Here is a 24385-nt window from a genome sequence, read left to right as displayed (position 1 = left end):
CATCGCACTCGTCCCCCGATTTGTCGTACGCCCTCGCCGGACAGTCATCAGAACCCGACTTCGCGCCGCCAATGCTCTCAGGCGACACCAAGGGCTCCCTGTCACCACGCAGTCTCCGAGCAGCCTGGTAGACATGGATCGCGCCAGGCGTCAGTTGGCGCTGGGGCGTCTGCTTTGGTCCCGGGTGATCCCGGCCGGATTGCTGGTATGCGGAATAACCCTCGGATTGTGGGTTCTCCTTCAGGACATGCACACCGGCCCCTTCGCCGGACTTCCTGTACTCAGCGAAACCCTGGAAGCCGTCTTGGGCTCGCAGGGATGGTACGAGGAGAGCAGCGATGGCTGCGCTTCCTGGAGCTACCTACGGGGCTGCGAGTCGTCGATGGTTCCCTGGTGGAGCGGCATCGAGTCCGGGCCGGCAGTCGGGACAGCCGCACAACTGCTCCTCTCCGCATGGCTGCTCCGCCGGACAGCTGAAGTGGCGTTCAGCGCGTGGAGCAAGCAAGTACCACCCGACATCGAGTGCCTGAACGCTTTGTCCGCCTGCCGCGATCTCTTGCGCCCGTCCGCGCCCGACCCAGCAATCCTTGACATGAGCGTGGCCGAATTGCGGGCGGGTGTCGAGGGATTCACTCGCGGGGGCCTGGTCGTCGGTGCGGACCGCCGCACCGAACTCGAAGAGCACGGCACGGACGTGGCCAGAGTCCTGCATGAAGCAATGGGGCAGGTACTACGAGACGGAGTTACCGCACTACCAGCACTCATAGTGCTACTCGCCACTGTGCAGGACCGGTTGCACGATTCTCGCTGGCTGGTGCTGCTGGACCAGTCGACGCTTGCCGGCACACCGGCTCCGAGCCCCGCCATCACGCCCGCGCCGTCGACTGCGGCACCAGCGGGTGATCCCGGCCGCTGGCAGAAGTACGTGGCGGTGGCGACCGCCCTCCCCGCCGTGCCGGCCATGCTGGCCTTGATCCTTGCCACGGTGACGATCAACCAGACAAAGGACTCGCTGAAGCTCACCGAGCGGAACCAGGTCGTCTCCGACTACAACGACACCGTGACCAACCTCGGCGACGACTCCCTGAACGTGAGGACCAGTGCCATATACGCGATCCAGCGCATAATGCGGGACGCACCGAGAGACCAACCCGCTCTTGTGCAGATTCTGGGCTCCTACATCAGAGAACACGCCAAGATGCCCGACACCAAGCTGGCGGAGCGAAAGAAGAAGGACGCAAGGACTCGCCCACCGGACGACGTGCAGGCCGCCTTGAACGTTCTGGGGGCACGACAGGGGGGTGACGAAGTCACGTCCATGGTGGATCTGCGTGACACGTTCCTTGTCGGAGCGACCCTGACGGGGAATTTTTACGCGGACCTGCGTGGGGCCGACCTGACTCGCGCAAACCTCGGTTCCGGATCCTTTGAGGAATCATGGTTCGATGACGCAGAAATGCCCGAAGCCGTACTGAGTGACGGTGTTTTCGACAACGCCGATTTCATCAACACGAACCTCAGGAACGCCTGGTGGGACGGGGCGAGCCTCATGTACGCCGACCTGACGAACGCCGACCTCACCGGCATCAGCTACATCGAAGTTCGTGACGATACATATTTGGATCTCGAAGGGGCCGAAATGTCCGGCGCCAACCTGACCGATGCCGACCTGAGTGGCGCATACCTCATAAACGCCGATCTCAGCGCGGACGCTCAGAATGAGATTCCTGCCGCCACCCTCTCCGCAACGAACCTGACCGGCACTGATCTGAGCGAGACGGAACTGGACGGAACCAAAATGGACAAGGCGATACTGGACGAAGCAATTTTGCCTTGAGGCCACGCGAAGCCGAGACACCTCGGTGCGTAGGCGCGCACGCGGACGGCGCACCACCGTCTGCGGGAGTTGCCTCTGATGGCCGGTTCTTCCACACGCGGCGCGGTTGGCTGGTTCAGGACACCGGACTGGACAGAAGCCCGCCGACGGGCCCGGGCTCCTGCCCGGCGGAGCTCCCCGACGGCCCAGCGGCCGAATGACCCACCCACGAGGCAGTCTCAACCTGGCTGGGCTCAGGTGCGGAGCCTCAATGGCACAGCGCGCCCGTTTCCCCTCCACGTCCACACCAAGCGCCTTGGGCAGTGCCGCAGCGAGAGCCGACGCCGGGATCGAAGCCCTGCGGAGCGGCCGGAGGCCCCGGGACTCTGCCCCGCGCATGTCCCACAAGCCGGTCAGCACGCGAACAGTGAGACGGATGACGGAGCTCTTCGGGACCCATCGGCACCAGGCAATGCAAGAGGGCCCGCGTGCAGCATTTCTGCTGCACGCGGGCCCTCTCGTTCCTGTGGCGGCGCCAGGGTTCGAACCTGGGTAGGCTGAGCCGGCAGATTTACAGTCTGCTCCCTTTGGCCACTCGGGCACACCGCCTGGAACGACGCCTCGGGTCCCTGTTGGGGGCTCCTTGGCGACGACGTAAACGATACCTGATGCCCAGGGGTGCTCCGCCACCTGGTTGATCAGCACCGGGCGCGGGCGGGGATGACTAGGCTTTGTGCCGTACCCCAACGCATACGACGCAAGGAGCCACACGTCATGGCCGACTCCAGTTTCGACATCGTCTCGAAGGTCGAGCGGCAGGAGGTCGACAACGCCCTCAACCAGGCCGCCAAGGAGATCTCCCAGCGCTTCGACTTCAAGGGCACGGGTGCGTCGATCTCCTGGTCCGGCGAGAAGATCCTCATGGAGGCGAACGGCGAGGAGCGGGTCAAGGCGATCCTCGACATCTTCCAGACCAAGCTGGTCAAGCGCGGGATCTCGCTGAAGTCGCTGGACGCGGGCGAGCCGCAGCTCTCCGGCAAGGAGTACAAGATCTTCGCCACGATCGAGGAGGGCATCTCGCAGGAGAACGCCAAGAAGGTGGCGAAGATCATCCGCGATGAGGGTCCGAAGGGCGTCAAGGCGCAGGTCCAGGGTGACGAGCTGCGGGTCACCTCGAAGAGCCGTGACGACCTGCAGGCGGTGCAGGCGCTGATCAAGGGCAAGGACCTCGACTTCGCGGTGCAGTTCGCCAACTACCGGTAGCCGGTCCGCTGCGTGTGCAGCGGGTCGTGGCGGGGCGGGGCGTGCAGGTCGGCGCGGTCCGCCCCGTCGCCGTGTCCGGAGGGGCTGTGCGGGGGTGCGTCAGCGGCGGTCGCGGGAGTTGCCGAAGAGCAGCCGGTAGGCGATCAGCAGGACCAGGGATCCGGCGACGGCGGCGACCCAGGTGGCCGTGTCGTAGAAGTCCGTGCTGATGGGCCGGTCCAGGAAGCGGGACGACAGCCAGCCGCCGAGGAAGGCGCCCACGATGCCTATCAGGGTGGTACCGATGATGCCTCCGGGATCGCGGCCCGGGAGGAGAAATTTGGCGATGGCGCCGGCCAGCAGCCCCAGGATGATCCAGCTGATGATGCTCATGTTGGCGTTCCTACCCGTCACTCGTTCCTGCAAGCCATGACGCTTTCAGGAGGAATGCGGTTGCCGGCCGGCTGGTCCGTCAGTAGCCCACGAGCGGCTGGTCGCTCGGAACGATCTCCTTGCCGAAGGGCATCAGCGAGACCGGGATGAGCTTGAAGTTCGCGATGCCCAGCGGGATGCCGATGATCGTCACGCACAGGGCGATGCCGGTGAAGATGTGTCCGAGCGCGAGCCACCAGCCCGCCAGGATGACCCAGAGGACGTTGCCGATGAGGGAGCCGCCTCCGGCGCCCGGGCGGTCCACGACGGTGCGGCCGAAGGGCCAGAGGGCGTAGACGCCGATACGGAACGCGGCCACGCCGAAGGGGATGCCGATGATCGTGATGCAGAGCAGGAGCCCCGCGGCGATGTAGCCCAGGAACATCCAGAGTCCGCACAGGACCAGCCATATGACGTTCAGGATTGCGTTCATGGTCGATACCCTGCCATCTGCTCGAGTCGGGAGATGCGTTCAGCCATGGGCGGGTGGGTGGAGAACATCTTTGACATGCCCTGACCGGGACGGAACGGGTTCGCGATCATCATGTGACTCGCGGTCTCGATCCGGGGTTCGGGCGGGAGCGGAAGCTGTTTGGTCCCGGCGTCCAGCTTGCGCAGGGCGGACGCCAGGGCCAGCGGGTCGCCGGTGAGCTGGGCCCCGGACGCGTCGGCCTGGTACTCACGGGAACGGCTCACGGCGAGCTTGATCACGGAGGCGGCGAGCGGGCCGAGGATCATGATCAGGAGCATCCCGAGGAGGCCGGGGCCGTCGTCGTCGTCCGACCGGCCCACAGGGATGAGCCACGCGAAGTTGACGAGGAACATGACGACCGAGGCGAGGGCGCCCGCGACGGACGAGATGAGGATGTCCCGGTTGTAGACATGGCTCAGCTCGTGGCCGAGAACGCCGCGGAGCTCGCGCTCGTCGAGGATCTGGAGAATCCCCTCGGTACAGCACACGGCGGCGTGGCGCGGGTTGCGGCCGGTGGCGAAGGCGTTGGGTGCCTGGGTCGGGGAGATGTACAGCCGGGGCATGGGCTGGCGCGCCGCGGTCGAGAGCTCCCGGACGGTGCGGTACAGCTGTGGCGCCTCGAATTCACTGACCGGGCGCGCCCTCATGGCGCGCAGGGCGAGCTTGTCGCTGTTCCAGTACGCGTAGGCGTTGGTGGCGAGCGCGACGAGGAGGGCCACGATGAGGCCGGTCCGTCCGAAGAAGCTGCCGATGACGATGATGAGGGCCGAGAGGCCCCCGAGGAGAACAGCGGTTTTCAGCCCGTTGTGCCGGCGGTGCACGGTACGCCCTCCAAGTGGTGCAGCAGGGGAACCCTTGCTCGGTGGTGCTCCACTCCCCAGTGGAGCCTCCCGTACTGGTCAACGCGAGGCGAAGGAAGCTAGTTCCCTTGTGCGAGGTGGCCGGGGGCACAGGCAGCAGGGGCGGATCCGGTCGGATCCGCCCCTGGGCCGTACGGGTGGGTGCGCCTGCGCGGGCCGGTCAGGGGGCCTGCGCCGGCGGGTCAGCGCTGGGCGGGGAGCCCTGCGAGCGCGCGGGCTTCCGCGTCCGGCTCGACATCGCTGGTGCAGTGGGCGCAGCGGGTGGCGATGGCGGGGATCTCGGTGAAGCAGCGGGGGCAGTCGCGCAGGGCGGCCTTGATGTCCGCCTTCTGCTCCTCCTCCTTCGCCGTGAAGCGGTTCTGGACCTTGGCCATGGGGAGGACGACGAGGAAGTAGAGGACCGCTGCGGTGATGATGAAGGCGATGGCGGCGCTGATGAAGAGGCCGTACGGGAACGTGACGCCGTCGACGCTGTAGGAGGCCTTGCTGAAGTCGCCGGTGCCCCGGGTGAAGACGCCGATCAGCGGCACGATGAACGCGTTGCTGAAGCCGGTGACCACGGCGGTGAAGGCCGCTCCCACGGCGAGGCCGATGGCCATCGAGATGACGTTCCCGCGGAGGATGAAGTCCTTGAACCCGTTCAGCACCGCTCTTGCTCCTCTGTGCTCTTCATGCGTACTCGTCCTGCGCATTGATTTACGTGACGCGTGCACGCATGACCATGCCCTGCGCGTGGCTCCATCGCCAAACCGGTCGGGGCCGGTGGGGGCCGGTCAGAAGAGGCTGACGGCGGCGAAGCGGAGGATGAGCTGGGGGGCGCCGGACAGTGTGATTCCCGCTACGGCGGTGAGGACGATCGCCAGCGTGAGCGGGGCGGGGACCAGGTGCTTGGTCGCCGGGGGTTCCGCCTGGGCCTTGGTGTCGCCCTCCGGGGACCGGAAGAGTGCGGCGGTCCACTGAAGGTAGTAGTAGAGCGCGATCACCACGTTGACGGCCATGACGACGGCGAGCCAGCCGAGTCCGGCGTCGACGGCCGAGGAGAAGACCGTGACCTTGGCGAAGAGGCCGATGATGCCGGGGGGCAGGCCCGCCAGGCAGAGCAGGAAGAAGCCCATGGCGAGCGCGGCCAGCGGGCGGGTGGCGTACAGGCCCCGGTAGTCGCTGAGGCGGTTTCCGGGGTGTGTGCGGGCGACGAGGGCGGCCACCGCGAAGGCCCCGAGGTTGACCACGGCGTACATGAGCGCGTAGGCGACGGTCGAGCCGATCTGCGCGTCGCTGGAGTACGCGGCGGCGGCGATCGGCACGAGGAGGTAGCCGGCCTGGCCCACGGACGACCAGGCGAGGAGCCGTACGGCGCTCCGGGCGCGGGTGGCGTTCTGACGGACGGCGGCGACGTTGCCGATGGTCATGGTGAGGGCGGCGAGGACGGCCAGGGCGGGGCCCCATACGTCGGCGTGCGACGGGAAGCCGATCACCGTGACGAGGATGAGGCCGGAGAAGCCGACCGCCTTGCCGACGACCGAGAGGTAGGCGGCGATGGGCAGCGGGGCTCCCACGTAGGTGTCCGGGACCCAGAAGTGGAAGGGCGCGGCGGCCGTCTTGAAGGCGAAGCCGACGAGGGTGAGGACGACACCTGCCTCGGCGAGGGTGGCGAACCTGCCCGGTACGTCGTCGAGGCGGGCGGCGATCTCCGTGAGGTGCATGGTGCCGGTCGCCGCGTAGACGAAGCTGACGCCCAGGAGCATGACGGCGGTGGCGACGACGGAGGAGAGGAAGAACTTCAGGGCCGCTTCGGAGGAGCGTCGGTCACCGCGTTTGATGCCGACCAGGGCGAACGCGGGGAGCGAGGCGACTTCGAGGGCGACGACGAGTGTCGCGAGGTCCCGGGCCGCGGGCAGCAGTGCGGCTCCGGCGGCGGAGGCAAGCAGCAGGAACCAGAATTCGCCTGCCGGCAGCTTGCGGGTGTCGCCGACCGAGAGCAGCGCGGTGACCAGGGCCCCGCCGAGCACGAGGGCCTGGATGACGAGGGCGAAATGGTCGGCGGTGTAGCTGCATGCCTGGGTCGGGCCGGTGAGGCAGAAGGTGGAGCGGTCTCCGGCGCGCAGCGGGAGGAGCGTGGCGAGGGCGGCGACGAGCCCGGCGACGGCTCCGTATCCGAGGAGCGGCTTGTGCCGTTCGCCGACGAAGAGGTCGGCGACGAGGACGAGCAGGGCCACGGACGCCGCGATGACGGGGGGCGCGATCGCGAGCCAGTCGACCGACTGGACGAGGCTTGCCACCCCGGTTGCGCTGTCGGCTGCGACGGTCACGACTTGCCTCCTGCGAGGAGCTTCTGCACGGCCGGGTCGGTGAGGCCGAGGAGGACGGCGGGCCAGAGGCCGGCGAGGACGGTCAGGGCGGCGAGCGGGGTCCAGGCGGCGAACTCGTGGCGCTGGATGTCGGCGATCGGGTGCGGCTGCTCACGGTGCTCGCCCATGCAGACGCGGCGTACGACGATCAGCATGTACGCGGCCGTGAGCAGGGTGCCGAGGGCGCCGATGGACATGAAGGTGAGGAAGGCGGGGCGGCTGAGGCCCTCTGCGGGGTCGAAGGCACCGAACAGCGTGAGCATCTCGCCCCAGAACCCGGCGAGGCCCGGGAGGCCGAGCGAGGCCACCGCGGCGAAGGCGAGGAGGCCGCCGAGCCGGGGCGCGCGGCCGTAGAGAGCGGCCCCGGTGGCACCGGCCAGGGTGTCGAGGTCCGCCGTGCCGTAGCGGTCCTTGACGGCGCCGACCAGGAAGAACAGCAGGCCGGTGATGAGGCCGTGGGCGATGTTCGCGAAGAGGGCGCCGTTCACTCCGGTGGGGGTCATGGTCGCGATGCCGAGGAGGACGAATCCCATGTGGCCCACGGAGGAGTAGGCGATCAGGCGCTTGAGGTCGCCCTTCGCGCCGGGGCGGGCGAGGGCGAGGCAGGCGAGGGAACCGTAGATGATCCCGACCACGGCGAAGGCGGCCAGATAGGGCGCGAAGGTCTGCATCCCGTCCGGGGTGACGGGGAGCAGGATGCGGACGAATCCGTACGTACCCATCTTCAGCAGTACGCCGGCGAGGAGGACGGATCCCACGGTCGGGGCCGCGGTGTGGGCGTCCGGCAGCCAGCTGTGCAGCGGCCACATCGGGGTCTTCACGGCCAGGCCGATCCCGACCGCCAGTACGGCGGTGACCTGCACGGATGTGGTGAGTCCGCGACCGTTGTCAGTGGCGAGTGCCACCATGTCGAAGGTGCCGCTCTTCAGTCCGATGAGGAGCAGTCCGAGCAGCATGACCACGGAACCGAGCAGCGTGTAGAGGATGAACTTCCAGGCGGCGGGCTGCTTCCGGTCGCCGCCCCAGCGGGCGATGAGGAAGTACATCGGGATGAGGACCATCTCGAAGGCCAGGAAGAACAGCAGCAGGTCGAGAACGGCGAAGGTCGCGAGGGTGCCGGCCTCCAGGACGAGGACGAGAGCGACGAAGGCCTTCGGGGAGGGGCCTGCGGGGGGCTTGAAGTAGCTGTGGAGCGCGCAGAGGAAGGTCAGCAGCGCGGTGAGCACGATGAGGGGGAGCGAGATGCCGTCGGTGCCGAGGTGGATCCGGACGTCGAGTGCCGGGATCCAGCTGATGTCCGTGGTGGCCTGCATCTTCGACGGGTGGTCGTGGTCGAAGCCCGCGGCCAGGACGAGCGCGGCAAGGAGTACGGCGCCGGTGACGGTCACGCCGTGGCGGAGCACCGCCTGGTCGGGGTTCCTGCCCTTGAGGCCGGGCGGGGCGGGCAGGAGCGCGGCGGCCGCGCCGAGGAGCGGGGCGACGACGATGAACGCCAGAAGGATCTGCATCACGGATGCGCTGATATCGAACACGGCTCACGCCCCGGCGTAGACGTTGGCAAAGACGACGGCGGCGATCGCCAGGACAAGGGTTCCGGCGAGCAGCGCGCCGAGATAGGTCTGCACATTGCCGGTCTGGGCGCGGCGGACCAGGGTGCCGAGCCCGCGTGCGGTGCTGCCCGAGCCGCGTACGTAGGTGTCGACGACCTCACGGTCCAGGAAGCGGACGAGCCGTGCGGCGGCTCCCACGGGGCGGACGAACAGCACCGAGTACAGGGCATCGAGGTGGAAGCCGGTGACCGCGTGGCGGTGCAGCGGCCCCAGGAGGAGCCTGCCGGGGTCCGAGGGGTCCGGGGCGCCCGCGATGGTGCCGTACGCCGCGGTGTGCGAGGCCATCGCCTCCGCTTCCACGAGGGCGGGTTCGGCATCGGGGTGGGCGGCGACGGCACCGACCGGGGGGCGGTCGGCGAGCGCCGTGGTGTGGCGCCATGCCCCGTAGGTGACGAGGCCGCCGACGAGTCCGACGCCGGTGGAGAGGACGGCGGTCGTGAGCGAGGGGGCGAGGCTGTGCCCGTCGAACCAGTCGGTGAGTACGCCGGCGGTGAGGCCGAAGGCGATCGTGGGGACTGCGAGGACCCACAGGACCGAGGTCATCGCGACGGGCTGCCTGCCGTGGTCGGGGGCCTCGGGCCCGCGCCCGCGGAAGGCGAGGAGCCACAGCCGGGTGGCGTAGGCGGCGGTGAGGACCGCGGCGGCGAGCCCGGCGACGAGGATCGTCCAGCCGGCCGCGGCCGGGGCGACGTCACGGTCGCCGAAGGCGGTGTGCTCGGCGGCGACGAGGACGGCTTCCTTGGAGAAGAAGCCGGCGAAGGGAGGGATGGCGGCGAGCGCGAGGAGCGCGACGGTCATCGTCCAGTAGGCGTCGGGGATGCGTTTCGTCAGCCCGCCCATGCGGGACATGGCGGCGAGTGAGTTGGTTCCCGCCGCGTGGATGACGACGCCTGCCGCCAGGAAGAGGACTGCCTTGAAGGCACCGTGCGACAGGAGGTGGAAGACGGCGGCACCCCGGTCGCCGACGGCCAGGGCACCGGACATGTAACCGAGCTGGCCGATCGTCGAATAGGCGAGGACGCGCTTGATGTCGTCCTGCGCGAGTGCGGCGAGTCCGGAGCCGATCATCGTGACGGCCGCCATCACGGCGAGGACGACGAGAGCGGCGCCTGAGGCTGCGAAGACGGGGAGGAGCCGGGCCACGAAGTAGATGCCGGCGGCGACCATCGTCGCGGCGTGGATGAGCGCGGAGACGGGGGTGGGGCCGGCCATCGCGTCGGGCAGCCAGGTGTGCAGGGGGAACTGCGCGGACTTGCCCGCGACGCCGGCGAGGAGCAGCAGGGCGATCAGGGTGGGGTGGTCGAGTCCGCCGTTGGTGACGGCGGCCAGGATGCCGGTGATGCGGAAGGTGCCGGTGTCCGCCGCGAGTGCGAACAGGCCGATGAGGAAGGGCACGTCGCCGAGTTTGGTGACGAGGAAGGCCTTGAGGGAGGCGGCGCGGGCCTCGGGGGTCTCCCAGTAGTGCCCGACGAGGAAGTACGAGCAGATGCCCATGATCTCCCAGCCGACCAGGAGCACCATGAGGTCGCCGGAGTAGACGACGAGGAGCATCGCGGAGGTGAAGAGGGAGACGAGGGCCGCGTACGAGGGGTAGCGGGCGTCGTTCTTCAGGTACGCCGTCGAGTAGATCTGGACGCAGGTGGCGACGAGCCCGACGAGGACGGCGACGAGGACGGCGAAGCCGTCGAGGTGCAGGGCCAGGTCGATGGGGACCGAGCCGGTCGGGGTCAGCTGGGTCGCGGCGTCGATGGGCCGGCCGCCGCCCTGGCGTGCCGCGACGACGACGGCGAGCACGGCGGCGGCGAGGGTCGGCAGGACGGCGAGGGGACGCACGAAGCCGGGCGCGGTACGACCCAGGAGCAGCCCTGCGGCGGCGCCGAGGAAGGGGAGGAGGGGGACGAGGACGGCGAGGGTCGTGGTGGTCACGCGGTGGCCTCTGCCTTCTTTGCCTTCCCTGCCGGAGCAGTGGCCTGGTCTGCGGTGGTGTCCCCGGCGTCGGCGTAGGCGTCGGGCAGCGTTTCGGCGGCGTCGGTCTCAGCGGTGTCGCGGAGGCGGTCGACGTCCGAGCTGCCGCGGTTGCGGTAGACGGCCAGGACGATCGCGAGGCCGATGCCGATCTCGGCCGCGGCGATGGCGATCGTGAACAGGGTGAGCGCCTGGCCCGCGTGGAGTGCGTCGCGGAGCCAGACGTCGAACGCGACCAGGTTGAGGTTGACGGCGTTGAGCATGAGCTCGACGGACATCAGGACGAGGATCGCGTTGCGGCGGGCGAGTACGCCGTACAGCCCTGTGCAGAAGATGAGGACGGCGAGGACGGCGGGATAGGCGAGGTGCATCAGCTCTTGCCCTCCTTGCTGCCCTGACGGTCCTGGCGGTCCTGACGACCCTTGCCGCCCTTGGTGACCTCGCGGTCCTTGCGGGACAGGACGATCGCCCCCACGAGGGCGGCGAGCAGCAGGACGGAGAGCGCTTCGAAGGGGAGCACCCAGTGCCGGAAGAGGAATTCTCCGGAGGCCTTGGTGGAGCCCTGGGCCGGGCCGTCCAGGTTGATCCAGGTCGTACGGAAGGCGTCCACGACTACCCAGACGAGGGCCGCGGCGGAGGAGACGGCAGCGCCGAGGGCGATCCAGCGGTTGCCCGAGTCGGCGTCCGGGGAACGGCCGATGGGGGCTCTGGTCAGCATCAGGCCGAAGAGGAGGAGGACCACGATGGAACCGACGTAGATCAGGACCTGCACCCACGCGATGAACTCGGCCGTGAGCAGGAGGTACTCCACCGCTATGCCGCCGAGCGCCACGACGAGCCAGAGGGCCGCGTGCACGAGTTGCTTCGTGGTGACGGTGATGAGGGCTGCGCCGAGGGTGGCGATCCCGACCAGGAGGAAGGCGATCTCGACGCCGGTCGGTGAGAGGAAGCCGGGGTGTCCGCCGGCGGAGGCGAGGGTCACTGTTCCCCCTCCTCTTCCGTCGCCTGGCCCGACCGGGCTTCCTGGGCCTCGCGTGCTTCCTCTGCCTCGCGTGCTTCCTGAGCCTGGAGCTTGTCGGCCGTCTTGCGGGCGGCGGCGATCTCCTTCGGCTCCTCCGCACCCGGATCGAGCGCGGGCGGCTCGGGAACGGTCCACATCCACTCGCGGAGCTTGTCGCGCTCGTGGGTGAGTTCGTGGATGTCCGTCTCCGCGTATTCGAACTCGGGCGACCAGAACAGTGCGTCGAAGGGACACACCTCGATGCAGATACCGCAGTACATGCACAGGGCGAAGTCGATCGCGAAGCGGTCCAGGACGTTGCGGCTGCGTTCGCGGCCACCGGGCGCGGCCGGGGGCACCGTCTCCTTGTGGGAGTCGATGTAGATGCACCAGTCGGGGCATTCACGGGCGCAGAGCATGCAGACCGTGCAGTTCTCCTCGAACAGACCGATGACGCCACGGGTGCGGGGCGGGAGTTCGGGCTGGACGTCGGGGTACTGCGCGGTGACGGTGCGCTTGGTCATGGTCCGCAGAGTGACGGCGAGACCCTTGGCCAGGCCTGAGCCGGGGATCGGGGGCACTAGTTGATCGCCACCTTCACGATGCCGGTGAGCGCGATCTGCGCGAGGGCGAGGGGGATGAGTGTGGTCCAGGCGAGCTTCTGCAGCTGGTCCTCGCGCAGGCGGGGATAGGTGACCCGGAGCCAGATGACGACGAACGCGAGCACACCGGTCTTGAGCAGGGTCCAGACCCAGCCGAGCCCGTCGGCGCCCATCGGGCCGTGCCATCCGCCGAGGAAGAGGACGGTCGTCAGACCGCACAGGACGACGATGCCGGCGTACTCGGCGAGCAGGAACAGGGCGAAGCGTAGGCCCGTGTACTCGGTGTACGCGCCGAAGATGATCTCGGAGTCGGCGACCGGCATGTCGAAGGGAGGCCGCTGGAGTTCGGCCAGCCCCGCCACGAAGAAGACCAGGGCACCGACGATCTGCCAGGGCAGCCACCACCACTCGAAGGCGTTGAGGATGCCGGGGAGCGAGACGGTACCGGCCGCCATGGCCACGGATGCGGCGGCGAGCAGCATCGGCAGTTCGTACGCGAGCAGCTGCGCGGCGGTACGGAGACCGCCGAGGAGGGAGAACTTGTTGGCCGAGGCCCAGCCCGCCATCAGCGAGCCCAGTACGCCGACACCCATGACGGCCAGCACGAAGAAGATGCCCGCGTCGACGACCTGACCGACCGCTCCCTCGCTGGGGCCGATCGGGATGGCGACGATCACGAGGAGGTACGGGAGCAGGGCGACGGCGGGGGCCAGCTGGAAGATGCGGCGGTCCGCGTCGGCCGGTACGACGTCTTCCTTCTGCGCGAACTTCACCCCGTCCGCGACGAGCTGGGCCCAGCCGTGGAACCCGCCCGCGTACATGGGGCCGAGGCGGCCCTGCATGTGGGCCATCACCTTGTGCTCCGCCTGCCCCACGACGAGCGGGACCACCATGAACACGGCGAAGACGATGACGAGGCGGAGGGCGACGTCCAGTACGTCGTTCACGCGGTATCGCCTCCGGCGGGTCGGTCGGGACCGGGGGAACGGTCGGTTCGGGACGGGGAGCCGGGCTCGGGGGCGGAGCCGGACTCACGAGAGCTGCCGGGCTCCGGAGCGTCGCCGCTGCCGGGCTCCGGGGCAGGGCCCCTGTCGTTTTCGGGCGCGAGGGCACTGCCGGAATCGAGGCCGGGGACGCTGTCCGGGGCGCGGGTGGGGGCACCCTGCGTGGAGGCCTCCGGTTCCCCGGGCTCCGACGACCGCTCAGGCTCCGGCCGGGGCTCAGGCCCCGACGACCGCTCCGGCCCCCGCTCCCGCCGCGATTCCGGCTCCGCCTCCGGCGCGGACTGCCGTTCCGGCCGGGGCTCAGGCCCCGACGACCGCTCAGGCTCCGGCTCCGGCCCCCGCTCCCGCCGCGTTTCCGGCGCCGGCGACGGCGCCGACTGCCGTTCCTGCCCGGCGTCGGGCTCCGGCGCCCCGGACTCCGGCTGCTCGGGCCCAGGCTGCTCGGGCTCCGCCGGCGCCGGCCGTTCCGGCGCCGGCTGCTTCGGCGCGTCGTCGAAAGCGGGGCGCGCGTCGTGCCAGGGCGCGTCCGCGCTGCCGGCCGCCCCCGTCGCCCGGGCCGCGTCGCCGGCGTCCGCCGTCCCGGCAGGAGGTGTGGGTGCCGGGCCGGCGGCCTGACTCGCCGAACCCTGGGAGGCGCTACGAGTACGGCGTGGCCGGGCCGCCTGCGGGGTCTCCGCCGCCTCCGGAGCGCCTGCGGCGTCCGGCGGCGTGACAGGCCGCTGCCCCGCCGAACCCTCGCTCGCGCTGCGCGCCCGGCGCACCGGGCGGTCGCCCGCAGGGCGCGCTCCCCGGGCCGGGCGGGCCGGGGCGGGCGGCAGCTGCCCCTTGAGCGGGCCCCACTCGTTGGGATCGGGCACGCCCGGTGGCAGCATGGTGCGCCGCTTGGGTCCGCCGTGTTCGGACTCGCCCGGCTCCTTCGCCCCCGGCCAGGCCTTGGCAACCCTGGCCGCGAGGACGAAGTCCTTGCGCAACGGGTGGCCCTCGAAGGTCTCGGGCAGCAACAGGGGAACCAGATGCGGGTGGTCCTCGAACGCGACGCCGAACATCTCGTACGTCTCGCGCTCGTGCCACGCGGCGCCCGCGTAGACGCCGACGGCGGTGGGCAGGGTGGCCGCTTCGTGCGGGACGGTCGTTCGGAGCAGCAGGCGCCGGACCGTACCGCCGCCGAGGGCCGCGACATGGGCGCAGACGCGGAAGCCGGTGCCCGGTTCGTCGACGGCGCTCAGCCAGTCGAAGTAGGTGCAGCCCAGCTCGTCGCGGGCCGTTTCGAGGGCCCTGATCCAGGAGGCGGCGGGGACGTCGACGGTCAGCAGGTCGTAGGCCCGCGCGGCGGTGGCGTCCGGGCCGAAGACGTCGGTGACGGCGTCGGGCAGCCGGTCGTAGGTGTCCGAGGCGGTCATGTCCGCTCCTCCCCCGGCGTCTTCGGGGGTGCCACGAGACCGCTGCGGAGGGCCGCGGTCGAGGGCCGGGCCGTGTCCTCGGTGGCGTAGCGCTCGGCCAGCGATTCGCGGGCGATCTTCTCCTGGAGCTTGAGGATGCCCTGGAGGAGCGCCTCGGGCCGGGGCGGGCAGCCGGGTACGTACACGTCGACGGGAATGATCTGGTCCACGCCCTTCGTCACGGAGTACGAATCCCAGTAGGGCCCGCCGCAGTTGGAGCAGGCGCCGAAGGAGATGACGTACTTCGGCTCGGGCATCTGCTCGTAGAGCCGCTTCACGGCGGGAGCCATCTTGTCCGTCACCGTGCCGGACACGACCATCAGGTCGGCCTGCCGGGGCCCTGGCGCGAACGGGATGACGCCGAGCCGGATGAAGTCGTGCCGTGCCATGGACGCGGCGATGAATTCGATGGCGCAGCAGGCGAGTCCGAAGTTGAAGACCCAGAGGCTGTAACGGCGCCCCCAGTTGAGGACCACCTTCATCGGTTCCGGTGCGAGCCGTGACAGCACGCCGAGCTTCTTCGGCTCGGGCAGCGGCGTCGGGTCGGGCAACGACACGGGGGGTTCGGGGTTCGGCCGGCTCGTCACGCCCATTCGAGGACGCCCTTCTTCCATGCGTAGAGCAGTCCCACGGCCAGGAAACCGAGGAAGATGAACATCTCCACCAGCGTCGTCGCCCCGTATCCGGGGGCCGCGAACACCGTCGCCCACGGGAAGAGGAAGATCGAGTCGACGGCGAAGATCACGTACAGGAAGGCGTACACGTAATAGCGAACCTGGGTGTGGGCCCAGCCCTCCCCCACGGGGTCGACACCGCACTCGTACGTGAGGAGTTTCTCCGGCGTCGGGACCACGGGCCTCAGCAGCCGGCCGGCCCCGAAGGCGACGGCGACGAACAGCACGCCCACCAGGGCGAGCAGTCCGACCACTGAGTAGCTCTGGAAGTAGTCCGACGCGAGAACGGTCGGTCCCGGCACGTCCTCCACGTCCGCCCCTCGCTCCCTCAACCTGTTCGACGGTCTGTACGCACGGGAGTCTAGGCCCTGTTAAAGAGACGGTAAGCAGCCCCGTCGCACAACGGGTGGGGCAGGAGGCGACACGCGAGGCGCGATCCGAGGTGGGGTTATCCCTACTCGGCCTCACCCACGAACCCCATGGCGTGGGCGCTCCCGGCCCGGCACGCTGGTCGTATGACCATGAGCCCCTCCCCGCCGGACAACGACCGGCCGCCGCCCGCGCGCTTCGCCTTCGACCGGTGGACGTGGAAGGAGATCGCGTATCTCCTGGCCAATCTGCCGATGGCGATCGCCGGGTTCGTCTACACCGTGTTCCTGGTCGGTGTGGGCGCCGGGCTCTCCGTCACCGTGATCGGGCTGCCGCTGCTCGCGCTGGGGCTGCAGGGCGCACGGGGGCTCGGACGGGCCGAGCGCGGCCGGGCGCGGAAGATGCTCGGGGTGCGGATCGAGGAGCCGAGCCCGATGGCGCTGACCCGTCGGGGCCAGGGTTTCTTCACCTGGCTGTGGTCGGGGCTGAAGGACCCGGTGGGCTGGCGGACGTTGCTGTACTCCTTCATCCGGCTGCCTTGGGGCGTGGCGACGTTCGCGGTGACGCTGGTGAGCCTGTTCGTCCTCTGGCCGGTGCTCCCGTACATCGCGCGCGGCCTGACGAACGCGGACCGCGCGATGGTGCGGGGCCTGCTCTCGCCCTCCGACGAACTGGAGCGCAGGATCGCCGAGCTGGAGTCGGACCGGGGTGTCGTCGTGGACACGGCCGCCGCCGACCTGCGCCGCATCGAACGCGACCTCCACGACGGCGCACAGGCCCGCCTCGTCGCCCTCGCCATGGGCCTGGGGCTGGCGAAGGAGAAGCTCACCGACGACCCCGAAGCAGCCGCCCGCATGGTCGACGAGGCACACGGCGAGGTCAAGGTCGCCCTCCAGGAACTCCGCGACCTCGCCCGAGGCATCCACCCCGCCGTCCTCACCGACCGAGGACTCGACGCCGCACTCTCCGCCATCGCCTCACGCTGCACCGTCCCCGTCACGGTGACCGTGAAGCTGCCGGGGCGGCCGGCGGCGGCCATCGAGGGCATCGCCTACTTCACGGTGTCCGAGCTGCTCCAGAACGTCAGCAAGCACAGCCGCGCCCAGGCGGCGTCGGTCGACGTGTGGCGGTCCGGGGACCGGCTGATGCTCCAGGTCAGGGACGACGGGGCGGGCGGCGCCCGGCTCGACGGCGGTACGGGCATGGCGGGGCTGGCCGAGCGGCTGGGAGCCGTCGACGGGCTGTTCGTCCTGGACTCCCCGGAGGGCGGCCCCACCACGGTCACCGCGGAGCTGCCCTGGCGCGACCGCGCGGAGACCGAGGCCGAGCGGGTCGGTGCGGGGTGACCCCGTCACCGGGCCCCGGCCTCCCCACAGCCGCCACCCCACCGCCGGGCGCCGGCGCCCTCCGCGTGCGCCGCGTGATCGTGCCCCGGTCTCCGGGCGAGGCCTCCCCATGGTGGGGAAAACCCCCTGCCGGATACGGAGACCCTCCTCATGGTGAGGAGGGCGCCGGCACAGCAGTCTTGAGACATCAGCCGTTGTACAGGCCCGCGGGGAGCCCCCGCTCAGAAGAAACGGACGGACGCCACTGATGGCCACGGCATACGGACCGGACACGCGGGACCACCGGAGGCCCGGCACCGGACCGGGGATCCGCCCCCCGGCGAAGCACTTCTTCCCCGCGGCGCTGCGAGCGCCCGTCGAGGCACGCGCGTGGCGCGAGCTGGGCTATGTGCTCCTGAGCCTGCCCATCAGCGTGGTGCTGTTCAGCTTCGCCGTCACCATGGTGTCGCTGGGCCTCGGCATGCTGATCACCTTCCTCGGCATTCCGATACTCGCCGCTGCCCTGGTCATGTGCCGTGGTTTCGGTGCCGTGGAGCGGGGCCGCGCCCGCGGGCTGCTGAAGCTGGATGTCGCGGATCCCGCGCCGGTGCGCGGGAAGGGCGGGCTGATGTCCTGGGTCGGCGCCGTGCTCAAGAGCGGGGTGTCCTGGCGGCACCTCCTCTACGCGGTGCTGCACATGCCGTGGGCGGTGTTCGCGTTCACCGTCGCGGTGACGTTCTGGACGTACGGGTGGGCAGCGTTCACCTATCCGCTGTGGCGCTGGGCCTTCCCGGCGTACGCGGGGATCGACGGCATCCAGCTGTACGGCGACAGCACGCACCAGGTCTACCTCGACTCGCCCTTCGAGATGGCGGTCACCAGCGCGCTCGGCCTGGCTCTCGTCCTGGTCACGCCGTGGATCGTCCGCGGTCTCGTGTCCGTGGACCGGGTGATGGTCCTGGGACTGCTCGGCCCTTCCCGGCTGGCCACCAGGGTCTCGGAGCTGGAGTCGGACCGGGGTGTCGTCGTGGACACGGCCGCCGCCGACCTGCGCCGCATCGAACGCGACCTCCACGACGGCGCGCAGGCCCGCCTCGTCGCCCTCGCCATGGATCTCGGGCTGGCGAAGGAGAAGCTCACCGACGACCCCGAAGCAGCCGCCCGCATGGTCGACGAGGCACACGGCGAGGTCAAGGTCGCCCTCCAGGAACTCCGCGACCTCGCCCGAGGCATCCACCCCGCCGTCCTCACCGACCGAGGACTCGACGCCGCACTCTCCGCCATCGCCTCACGCTGCACCGTCCCCGTCACGGTCGTGGTGGACCTGGAGTCTCGGCCCGCGCAGGCCATCGAGGGCATCGCCTACTTCACGGTCTCCGAGCTGCTCCAGAACGTCAGCAAGCACGCCAGGGCCACCCGTGCCTCGGTCGACGTGTGGCGGACGGCGGACCGGCTGATGCTCCAGGTCAGGGACGACGGGCGGGGCGGAGCCGGTGTTTCGACGGGGAGCGGTCTGGCCGGCCTGACGGAACGTCTGGACGCCGTGGACGGCATCCTCGTCGTCGACTCCCCGCCCGGCGGTCCGACGACGGTCACGGCCGAACTGCCCTGGCGGGGCTGAGGCTCCGGCCCCGCCACAGGAAGCCGGAGTCGCAGTGCCCCGGCCGCCAGCACGGCGGCCGGGGCACTGCGGTGCGTCCGGCGGCACCGGAACCACTGGTGCGGGGCCCATCCTGGCGCCGATGCTGGAATGCTGGACACACAGGGCGGCGCGCACATCGGGCGTACGCGTGGAACACCGACAGTGGGGGACACAAGGTCGTGGAGGAAAGAGTGCGGGTCGTCATCGCCGAGGATTCGGTGCTGCTCCGGGAAGGGCTCACCCGGCTGCTGACCGACCTCGGGCACGACGTCGTCGCGGGGGTCGGGGACGCCGAGGCGCTGATCAAGACGGTGGACGACCTGGCGGGGGAGGACGCGCTGCCGGACGTGGTGGTCGCCGACGTACGGATGCCGCCGACCCACACCGACGAGGGAGTGCGGGCGGCGGTGCGACTGCGCAAGGAGTACCCGGCCATCGGGGTGCTGGTGCTCTCGCAGTACGTCGAGGAGCAGTACGCCACCGAACTGCTGGCCGGCAGCAGTCGCGGCGTGGGCTATCTCCTGAAGGACCGGGTCGCCGAGGTCAGGGAGTTCGTGGACGCGGTGGTGCGGGTGGCGCGGGGCGGGACCGCTCTGGACCCCGAGGTCGTGGCACAGCTCCTGGGCCGCAGCCGCAAGCAGGACGTGCTGGCGGGGCTCACGCCGCGCGAGCGGGAGGTCCTCGGTCTGATGGCGGAGGGGCGTACGAATTCGGCAGTCGCCAGGCAGCTGGTGGTCAGCGACGGAGCCGTGGAGAAGCACGTCAGCAACATCTTCCAGAAACTCGGCCTGTCACCCAGTGACGGGGATCACCGTCGCGTTCTCGCCGTTCTCACTTATCTGAAGTCGTGACAACGCGATGATCTGATCGCGATGATCTGGATGATCCACCCGCTGTCAGCGAAACCCCAGGCCTACGACGAAAGGATGAGCACCTAAGGGGGTTCGTCCAGTGATCGAAGGGCCGGGAGAATATGGCGGAGCGTGACGCATTCATGTCCTGAAAACGCGTCCACCATATGACCGGTCCAAGGAAGGCGACCCTTACAGAAGTAGGGTGGGGCCTGGACCGCCGGCGGGCCGGCCGGTCCCGAGCCGCCGCCCCGAGGGAGGTCCAGTTCAGTGACCAGCCAGGTCAGTAGCCCAGCCGGAAAGTCCGATGAGGCCAGCGAGGCTGTCGTCGGGGAGCAGCGCGCTCCGCAGATCGATCGCACGGGTGCCGCAGAGAAGGAAATCCGCCGCCTGGACCGGGTGATCATCCGTTTCGCGGGTGATTCGGGTGACGGGATGCAGTTGACGGGTGACCGGTTCACGTCGGAGACGGCGTCGTTCGGGAACGATCTGTCGACGCTGCCGAACTTCCCGGCCGAGATCCGGGCGCCCGCCGGCACGCTGCCCGGCGTGTCGTCGTTCCAGCTGCATTTCGCGGACCACGACATCCTGACACCGGGTGACGCCCCGAATGTGCTGGTCGCGATGAATCCCGCCGCGCTGAAGGCGAACATCGCGGATGTGCCCCGCGGGGCCGACATCATCGTGAACACCGACGAATTCACCAAACGCCCGATGGCGAAAGTCGGTTATACACAATCCCCCCTGGAAGACGGATCACTCGAGGCGTACAACGTGCATCCGGTGCCGTTGACGACGTTGACGATCGAGGCGCTGAAGGAGTTCGGTCTTTCCCGTAAGGAGGCCGAGCGGTCGAAGAATATGTTCGCGCTCGGGCTGTTGTCGTGGATGTACAACCGTCCGACGGAGGGGACGGAGGCATTCCTCCGGTCGAAGTTCGCGAAGAAACCGGTCATCGCCGAGGCGAACGTGGCGGCGTTCCGCGCGGGCTGGAATTTCGGTGAGACGACGGAGGACTTCGCGGTCTCCTACGAGGTCGCTCCGGCGTCGCAGGCTTTCCCGACGGGCACGTACCGCAATATCTCGGGGAATCTGGCGTTGTCGTACGGGCTGATCGCGGCGGGCCGGCAGGCGGATCTGCCGGTGTATCTGGGTTCGTATCCGATCACTCCGGCGTCCGACATCCTGCACGAGCTGAGCAGGCACAAGAACTTCGGTGTGCGGACGTTCCAGGCGGAGGACGAGATCGCCGGGATCGGTGCGGCGCTCGGCGCGGCGTTCGGCGGGTCACTGGGTGTGACGACGACGTCGGGTCCGGGTGTGGCGCTGAAGTCGGAGACGATCGGTCTGGCGGTGTCGCTGGAACTGCCGCTGCTGATCATCGACATCCAGCGCGGCGGCCCCTCCACCGGCCTGCCGACCAAGACGGAGCAGGCCGACCTGCTCCAGGCCATGTACGGGCGCAACGGTGAGGCACCCGTGCCGATCGTGGCGCCCAGGACCCCGGCGGACTGCTTCGACGCCGCTCTGGAGGCCGCCCGGATCGCCCTGACCTACCGCACCCCGGTCTTCCTCCTCTCCGACGGCTACCTCGCCAACGGCTCCGAACCGTGGCGGATCCCGGACACCGAAACCCTCCCCGACCTGCGGACACAGTTCGCGACCGGACCCAACCACCAACTCGACGACGGCACCGAGGTGTTCTGGCCCTACAAAAGGGACCCGCAGACCCTGGCCCGCCCCTGGGCGGTACCCGGCACCCCGGGCCTGGAACACCGGATCGGCGGGATCGAGAAACAGGACGGCACCGGGAACATCTCCTACGACCCGGCCAACCACGACTTCATGGTCCGCACCCGCCAGGCCAAGATCGACAACATCCAGGTCCCCGACCTCGAGGTCGACGACCCCGCCGGCGCGAGGACCCTCGTCCTGGGCTGGGGCTCGACCTACGGACCCGTCACCGCCGCGGTACGCCGCCTGCGCGCGGCCGGCGAGACCATCGCACAGGCCCACCTGCGCCACCTCAACCCCTTCCCCGCCAATCTCGGCGAAATCCTGGGCAGATACGACAAGGTCGTCGTCCCGGAGATGAACCTCGGCCAGCTCGCCCTCCTCCTCCGGGCGAAATACCTCGTGGACGCACAGAGCTACAACCAGGTCAACGGCATGCCCTTCAAGGCCGAGCAGCTCGCCACCGCCCTCAAGGAGGCCATCGATGCCTGACACCAACGAACTCCTCCACCTGGTCCCCAAGGCCGAGGGCACACAGTCCATGAAGGACTTCAAGTCCGACCAGGAAGTGCGCTGGTGCCCCGGCTGCGGCGACTACGCCGTCCTCGCCGCCGTACAGGGCTTCATGCCCGAACTCGGCCTGGCCAAGGAGAACATCACCTTCGTCTCCGGCATCGGCTGCTCCTCCCGCTTCCCCTACTACATGAACACCTACGGGATGCACTCCATCCACGGCCGCGCCCCCTCCATCGCCACCGGCCTGGCCACCTCCCGCCGCGACCTGTCCGTCTGGGTCGTCACCGGCGACGGCGACGCACTGTCCATCGGCGGGAACCACCTCATCCACGCCCTGCGCCGCAACGTCAACCTCAAGATCCTCCTCTTCAACAACCGCATCTACGGACTCACCAAGGGCCAGTACAGCCCCACCTCCGAAGTCGGCAAGATCACCAAGTCCACACCCATGGGCTCCCTCGACGCCCCCTTCAACCCGCTCTCCCTCGCCCTGGGCGCCGAAGCCACCTTCGTCGCCCGCACCGTCGACTCCGACCGCAAACACCTCACCGGTGTGCTGCGCGCGGCCGCCGACCACCCCGGCACCGCACTCGTGGAGATCTACCAGAACTGCAACATCTTCAACGACGGCGCCTTCGAGGTACTCAAGGACAGGGAACGCGCCCAGGAAGCGGTCATCCGCCTCGAACACGGCAAGCCCATCCGCTTCGGCACACAGGACTCCAAGGGCGTCGTCCGCGACCCCCTCACCGGCGACCTCACCGTCGTCACGGTCACCGAGGACAACCAGTCACAGATCCTCGTCCACGACGCCCACAACCCCAGCCCCACCACCGCCTTCGCCCTGACCCGGCTCGCCGACACCGACACCCTGCACCACACACCCATCGGCGTCCTGCGCAGCGTCGAACGCCCCGTCTACGACACCCTCATGTCCGACCAGCTCGACACCGCGATCGAACAACACGGCAAGGGCGACCTCGGCGCCCTGCTCGCAGGCAACGACATTTGGACCGTCATCGGCTGAACCACCATCAATCCTGTTCGACGAGGCCCGGAGCCGGCTGGCTCCGGGCCTCGTCGTACGTCTCGCGGGCGCTCTCCACCGCGTCCAGCCGGCGCTCCACCCACCGGGCGAGGCCCCAGACCTGATCCGCGGCCTCCCTGCCCAGGGGGGTGAGCGAGTAGTCCACCCTCGGCGGGATCACGGGCTTCGCGTCCCGGTGCACGAAGCCGTCCCGTTCCAGCGTCTGCAGGGTCTGGGCGAGCATCTTCTCGCTGACGCCGCCCACGGTGCGGCGCAGCTCGCTGAAGCGGTACGAGCGCTCCAGCAGGGCCGCCAGCACCAGCACCCCCCAGCGGCTGGTGACGTGCTCCAGCACCAGCCGGGACGGGCACATCGGCTGATTGACGCTCGGGGTCCTCATCGCACTCACGCTCATGCCAGTACCTTACTTCAAAGTGGGTACTTTCAATAAGAAAGTGCACGTCCTACAGTGAGTACCAAGAGAACCCCCCAAGGATCAGCGCACCAGGAGGAACCCCATGAGCATCGTTGTCACCGGAGCCACCGGCGAGCTCGGCCGTCTCGTCGTCGAGCGACTGCTCGCCACCGTCCCCGCGGAGTCCGTCGCCGCCGTCGTCCGCGACAAGGACAAGGCCGCCCCGCTCGCCGCCCGTGGTGTCGAGCTCCGCATCGCGGACTACGACCGCCCCGAGACCCTTGCCGGCGCCTTCCGGGCCGGCGACCGTGTGCTGCTGATCTCGGCCAACGAGGTCGGCAGGCGCGTACCGCAGCACACCGCCCTGATCGACGCGGCGAAGGCCGCGGGGGTCGCCCAGCTCGCGTACACCGGCGTACTGGGCGGTCCCGACGCGGACTTCCAGCTGGCCGCCGAGCACAAGGTGACCGAGCAGCTGATCCTGGACTCCGGACTCCCCCACACCTTCCTGCGCAACGGCTGGTACACCGAGAACTACACGGCGAACCTGGCACCCGTCCTGGAGCACGGCGCCGTCGTCGCGAACGCCGGTGACGGGCGCGTCGCCTCCGCCACGCGGGCCGACTACGCGGACGCGGCTGCCGCCGTGCTGACCGGCGAGGGGCACCTCGGCGCGGTGTACGAGCTGAGCGGCGACGTCGCCTGGTCGCTGGCCGAGTACGCCGCCGTGGTGACGGAGGCGACCGGCAAGGAGATCGCCTACAAGGAGGTCCCGGCCGCGGTGCACCAGGAGATCCTCGTCGGAGCCGGGGTGCCCGAGCCCTTCGCCGCGATCCTCGTCGACGTCGACGAGGCCATCGCGCGGGGCCTGCTCGCCGGGACGAACGGCGACCTGGCCCGCCTGATCGGCCGGCCGACCACTCCCCTGGCCGAGACGGTCGCCACCGCGGTCGCAACGGCCTGAACAGGCGTCCTCGGCACATGTCATGACCGTTTCCGTGAGACGGCAATGACAGCGGGCTCTTCCGGCGCTACCGTCGTG

General features: G+C 69.5%; 23 protein-coding genes and 1 tRNA gene. 8 read left to right on the top strand and 16 right to left on the bottom strand.

All coding sequences use genetic code 11. The features are described 5' to 3' along the window. The first annotated feature begins 133 nt into the window (after nucleotides 1-133). Nucleotides 134-1837: a pentapeptide repeat-containing protein gene (locus HED23_RS03340; RefSeq protein WP_203181949.1), complete on the top strand. Its 1704-nt coding sequence runs from the start codon at nucleotides 134-136 to the stop codon at nucleotides 1835-1837. A gap of 506 nt (nucleotides 1838-2343) precedes the next feature. On the opposite strand, the gene HED23_RS03335 is transcribed toward HED23_RS03340, so the two are convergent. Then, nucleotides 2344-2425, bottom strand: a tRNA-Tyr gene (locus HED23_RS03335). A 165-nt stretch (nucleotides 2426-2590) separates the two neighbouring features. Here HED23_RS03335 and HED23_RS03330 point away from each other — a divergent pair. Further along, complete coding sequence (locus tag HED23_RS03330) at nucleotides 2591-3079, top strand: YajQ family cyclic di-GMP-binding protein (RefSeq protein WP_203181948.1); 489 nt, start codon at nucleotides 2591-2593, stop codon at nucleotides 3077-3079. Nucleotides 3080-3178: 99 nt separating this feature from the next. On the opposite strand, the gene HED23_RS03325 is transcribed toward HED23_RS03330, so the two are convergent. The 14 genes from HED23_RS03325 to HED23_RS03260 all read right to left on the bottom strand — a co-directional run bounded on the left by HED23_RS03325 (nucleotide 3179) and on the right by HED23_RS03260 (nucleotide 15775). Next, nucleotides 3179-3451, bottom strand: coding sequence for a GlsB/YeaQ/YmgE family stress response membrane protein (locus HED23_RS03325; RefSeq protein ID WP_203181947.1), 273 nt, complete (start codon nucleotides 3449-3451; stop codon nucleotides 3179-3181). A 79-nt stretch (nucleotides 3452-3530) separates the two neighbouring features. Next, nucleotides 3531-3923 (bottom strand): YccF domain-containing protein, encoded by a 393-nt coding sequence (locus tag HED23_RS03320; protein WP_203181946.1) that lies wholly within the window; start codon nucleotides 3921-3923, stop codon nucleotides 3531-3533. Then, nucleotides 3920-4783, bottom strand: coding sequence for a zinc metalloprotease HtpX (gene htpX / locus HED23_RS03315; protein ID WP_203181945.1), 864 nt, complete (start codon nucleotides 4781-4783; stop codon nucleotides 3920-3922). Before htpX ends, HED23_RS03320 begins: the two co-directional genes overlap by 4 nt. A gap of 221 nt (nucleotides 4784-5004) precedes the next feature. Beyond that, nucleotides 5005-5469, bottom strand: coding sequence for a large conductance mechanosensitive channel protein MscL (mscL, locus tag HED23_RS03310; RefSeq protein ID WP_203181944.1), 465 nt, complete (start codon nucleotides 5467-5469; stop codon nucleotides 5005-5007). A 126-nt stretch (nucleotides 5470-5595) separates the two neighbouring features. Further along, nucleotides 5596-7131: an NADH-quinone oxidoreductase subunit N gene (locus HED23_RS03305; protein ID WP_203181943.1), complete on the bottom strand. Its 1536-nt coding sequence runs from the start codon at nucleotides 7129-7131 to the stop codon at nucleotides 5596-5598. Beyond that, complete coding sequence (locus HED23_RS03300) at nucleotides 7128-8678, bottom strand: complex I subunit 4 family protein (RefSeq protein ID WP_203187341.1); 1551 nt, start codon at nucleotides 8676-8678, stop codon at nucleotides 7128-7130. The genes HED23_RS03305 and HED23_RS03300 overlap by 4 nt, the downstream gene beginning before the upstream one ends. Nucleotides 8679-8705: 27 nt before the next feature. Continuing rightward, entirely contained in the window at nucleotides 8706-10706 is a 2001-nt protein-coding gene (locus tag HED23_RS03295; RefSeq protein WP_203181942.1) for an NADH-quinone oxidoreductase subunit L, read from the bottom strand. Next, entirely contained in the window at nucleotides 10703-11116 is a 414-nt protein-coding gene (gene nuoK, locus HED23_RS03290) for an NADH-quinone oxidoreductase subunit NuoK (protein WP_203181941.1), read from the bottom strand. Before nuoK ends, HED23_RS03295 begins: the two co-directional genes overlap by 4 nt. Further along, nucleotides 11116-11727 carry an NADH-quinone oxidoreductase subunit J gene (locus HED23_RS03285; RefSeq protein WP_238441826.1) on the bottom strand — a complete coding sequence of 204 codons (612 nt, stop codon included), beginning with the start codon at nucleotides 11725-11727 and terminating at the stop codon, nucleotides 11116-11118. Before HED23_RS03285 ends, nuoK begins: the two co-directional genes overlap by 1 nt. Beyond that, nucleotides 11724-12326, bottom strand: a complete 603-nt coding sequence (locus HED23_RS03280; RefSeq protein ID WP_203181940.1) for a NuoI/complex I 23 kDa subunit family protein — start codon at nucleotides 12324-12326, stop codon at nucleotides 11724-11726. The genes HED23_RS03285 and HED23_RS03280 overlap by 4 nt, the downstream gene beginning before the upstream one ends. Beyond that, nucleotides 12326-13294 (bottom strand): complex I subunit 1/NuoH family protein, encoded by a 969-nt coding sequence (locus HED23_RS03275; protein WP_203181939.1) that lies wholly within the window; start codon nucleotides 13292-13294, stop codon nucleotides 12326-12328. Before HED23_RS03275 ends, HED23_RS03280 begins: the two co-directional genes overlap by 1 nt. Beyond that, nucleotides 13291-14751: an NADH-quinone oxidoreductase subunit C gene (locus HED23_RS03270; RefSeq protein ID WP_203181938.1), complete on the bottom strand. Its 1461-nt coding sequence runs from the start codon at nucleotides 14749-14751 to the stop codon at nucleotides 13291-13293. Before HED23_RS03270 ends, HED23_RS03275 begins: the two co-directional genes overlap by 4 nt. Continuing rightward, nucleotides 14748-15383 (bottom strand): NADH-quinone oxidoreductase subunit B, encoded by a 636-nt coding sequence (locus HED23_RS03265; protein ID WP_203181937.1) that lies wholly within the window; start codon nucleotides 15381-15383, stop codon nucleotides 14748-14750. Before HED23_RS03265 ends, HED23_RS03270 begins: the two co-directional genes overlap by 4 nt. Continuing rightward, nucleotides 15374-15775: an NADH-quinone oxidoreductase subunit A gene (locus tag HED23_RS03260; protein ID WP_203181936.1), complete on the bottom strand. Its 402-nt coding sequence runs from the start codon at nucleotides 15773-15775 to the stop codon at nucleotides 15374-15376. Before HED23_RS03260 ends, HED23_RS03265 begins: the two co-directional genes overlap by 10 nt. 204 nt (nucleotides 15776-15979) lie before the next feature. Here HED23_RS03260 and HED23_RS03255 point away from each other — a divergent pair, with 204 nt between their 5' ends. The 5 genes from HED23_RS03255 (at nucleotide 15980) to HED23_RS03235 (ending at nucleotide 22928) form a co-directional block, all read left to right on the top strand. Further along, entirely contained in the window at nucleotides 15980-17179 is a 1200-nt protein-coding gene (locus tag HED23_RS03255; protein WP_203181935.1) for a sensor histidine kinase, read from the top strand. Between the two features lie 247 nt (nucleotides 17180-17426). Continuing rightward, nucleotides 17427-18779, top strand: a complete 1353-nt coding sequence (locus HED23_RS03250; RefSeq protein ID WP_203181934.1) for a sensor histidine kinase — start codon at nucleotides 17427-17429, stop codon at nucleotides 18777-18779. Nucleotides 18780-18991: 212 nt separating this feature from the next. Continuing rightward, nucleotides 18992-19651, top strand: coding sequence for a response regulator transcription factor (locus HED23_RS03245; protein WP_203187340.1), 660 nt, complete (start codon nucleotides 18992-18994; stop codon nucleotides 19649-19651). A 270-nt stretch (nucleotides 19652-19921) separates the two neighbouring features. Beyond that, on the top strand, nucleotides 19922-21877 hold the full coding sequence (locus tag HED23_RS03240; RefSeq protein ID WP_203181933.1) for a 2-oxoacid:acceptor oxidoreductase subunit alpha: 1956 nt from the start codon (nucleotides 19922-19924) through the stop codon (nucleotides 21875-21877). Beyond that, nucleotides 21870-22928 carry a 2-oxoacid:ferredoxin oxidoreductase subunit beta gene (locus HED23_RS03235; RefSeq protein WP_203181932.1) on the top strand — a complete coding sequence of 353 codons (1059 nt, stop codon included), beginning with the start codon at nucleotides 21870-21872 and terminating at the stop codon, nucleotides 22926-22928. Before HED23_RS03240 ends, HED23_RS03235 begins: the two co-directional genes overlap by 8 nt. 7 nt (nucleotides 22929-22935) lie before the next feature. Here the strand turns inward: HED23_RS03235 and HED23_RS03230 are convergent, their stop codons facing one another. Next, the gene (locus HED23_RS03230; protein WP_203181931.1) at nucleotides 22936-23343 is read right to left on the bottom strand and encodes a winged helix-turn-helix transcriptional regulator; all 408 of its coding nucleotides are present in this window, start codon (nucleotides 23341-23343) and stop codon (nucleotides 22936-22938) included. Nucleotides 23344-23446: 103 nt separating this feature from the next. On the opposite strand from HED23_RS03230, the gene HED23_RS03225 reads away from it, so the two are divergent. Then, a complete protein-coding gene (locus tag HED23_RS03225; RefSeq protein WP_203181930.1) occupies nucleotides 23447-24307 on the top strand; it encodes an SDR family oxidoreductase in 861 nt (286 codons plus the stop codon). The last annotated feature ends 78 nt before the right edge of the window (nucleotides 24308-24385 follow it).

It is taken from the genome of Streptomyces pratensis, from assembly GCF_016804005.1.
Lineage (GTDB): Bacteria > Actinomycetota > Actinomycetes > Streptomycetales > Streptomycetaceae > Streptomyces > Streptomyces pratensis_A.
Note: the sequence above shows the minus strand (reverse complement) of the source record. Positions and strands in the feature narration are given on the sequence as shown.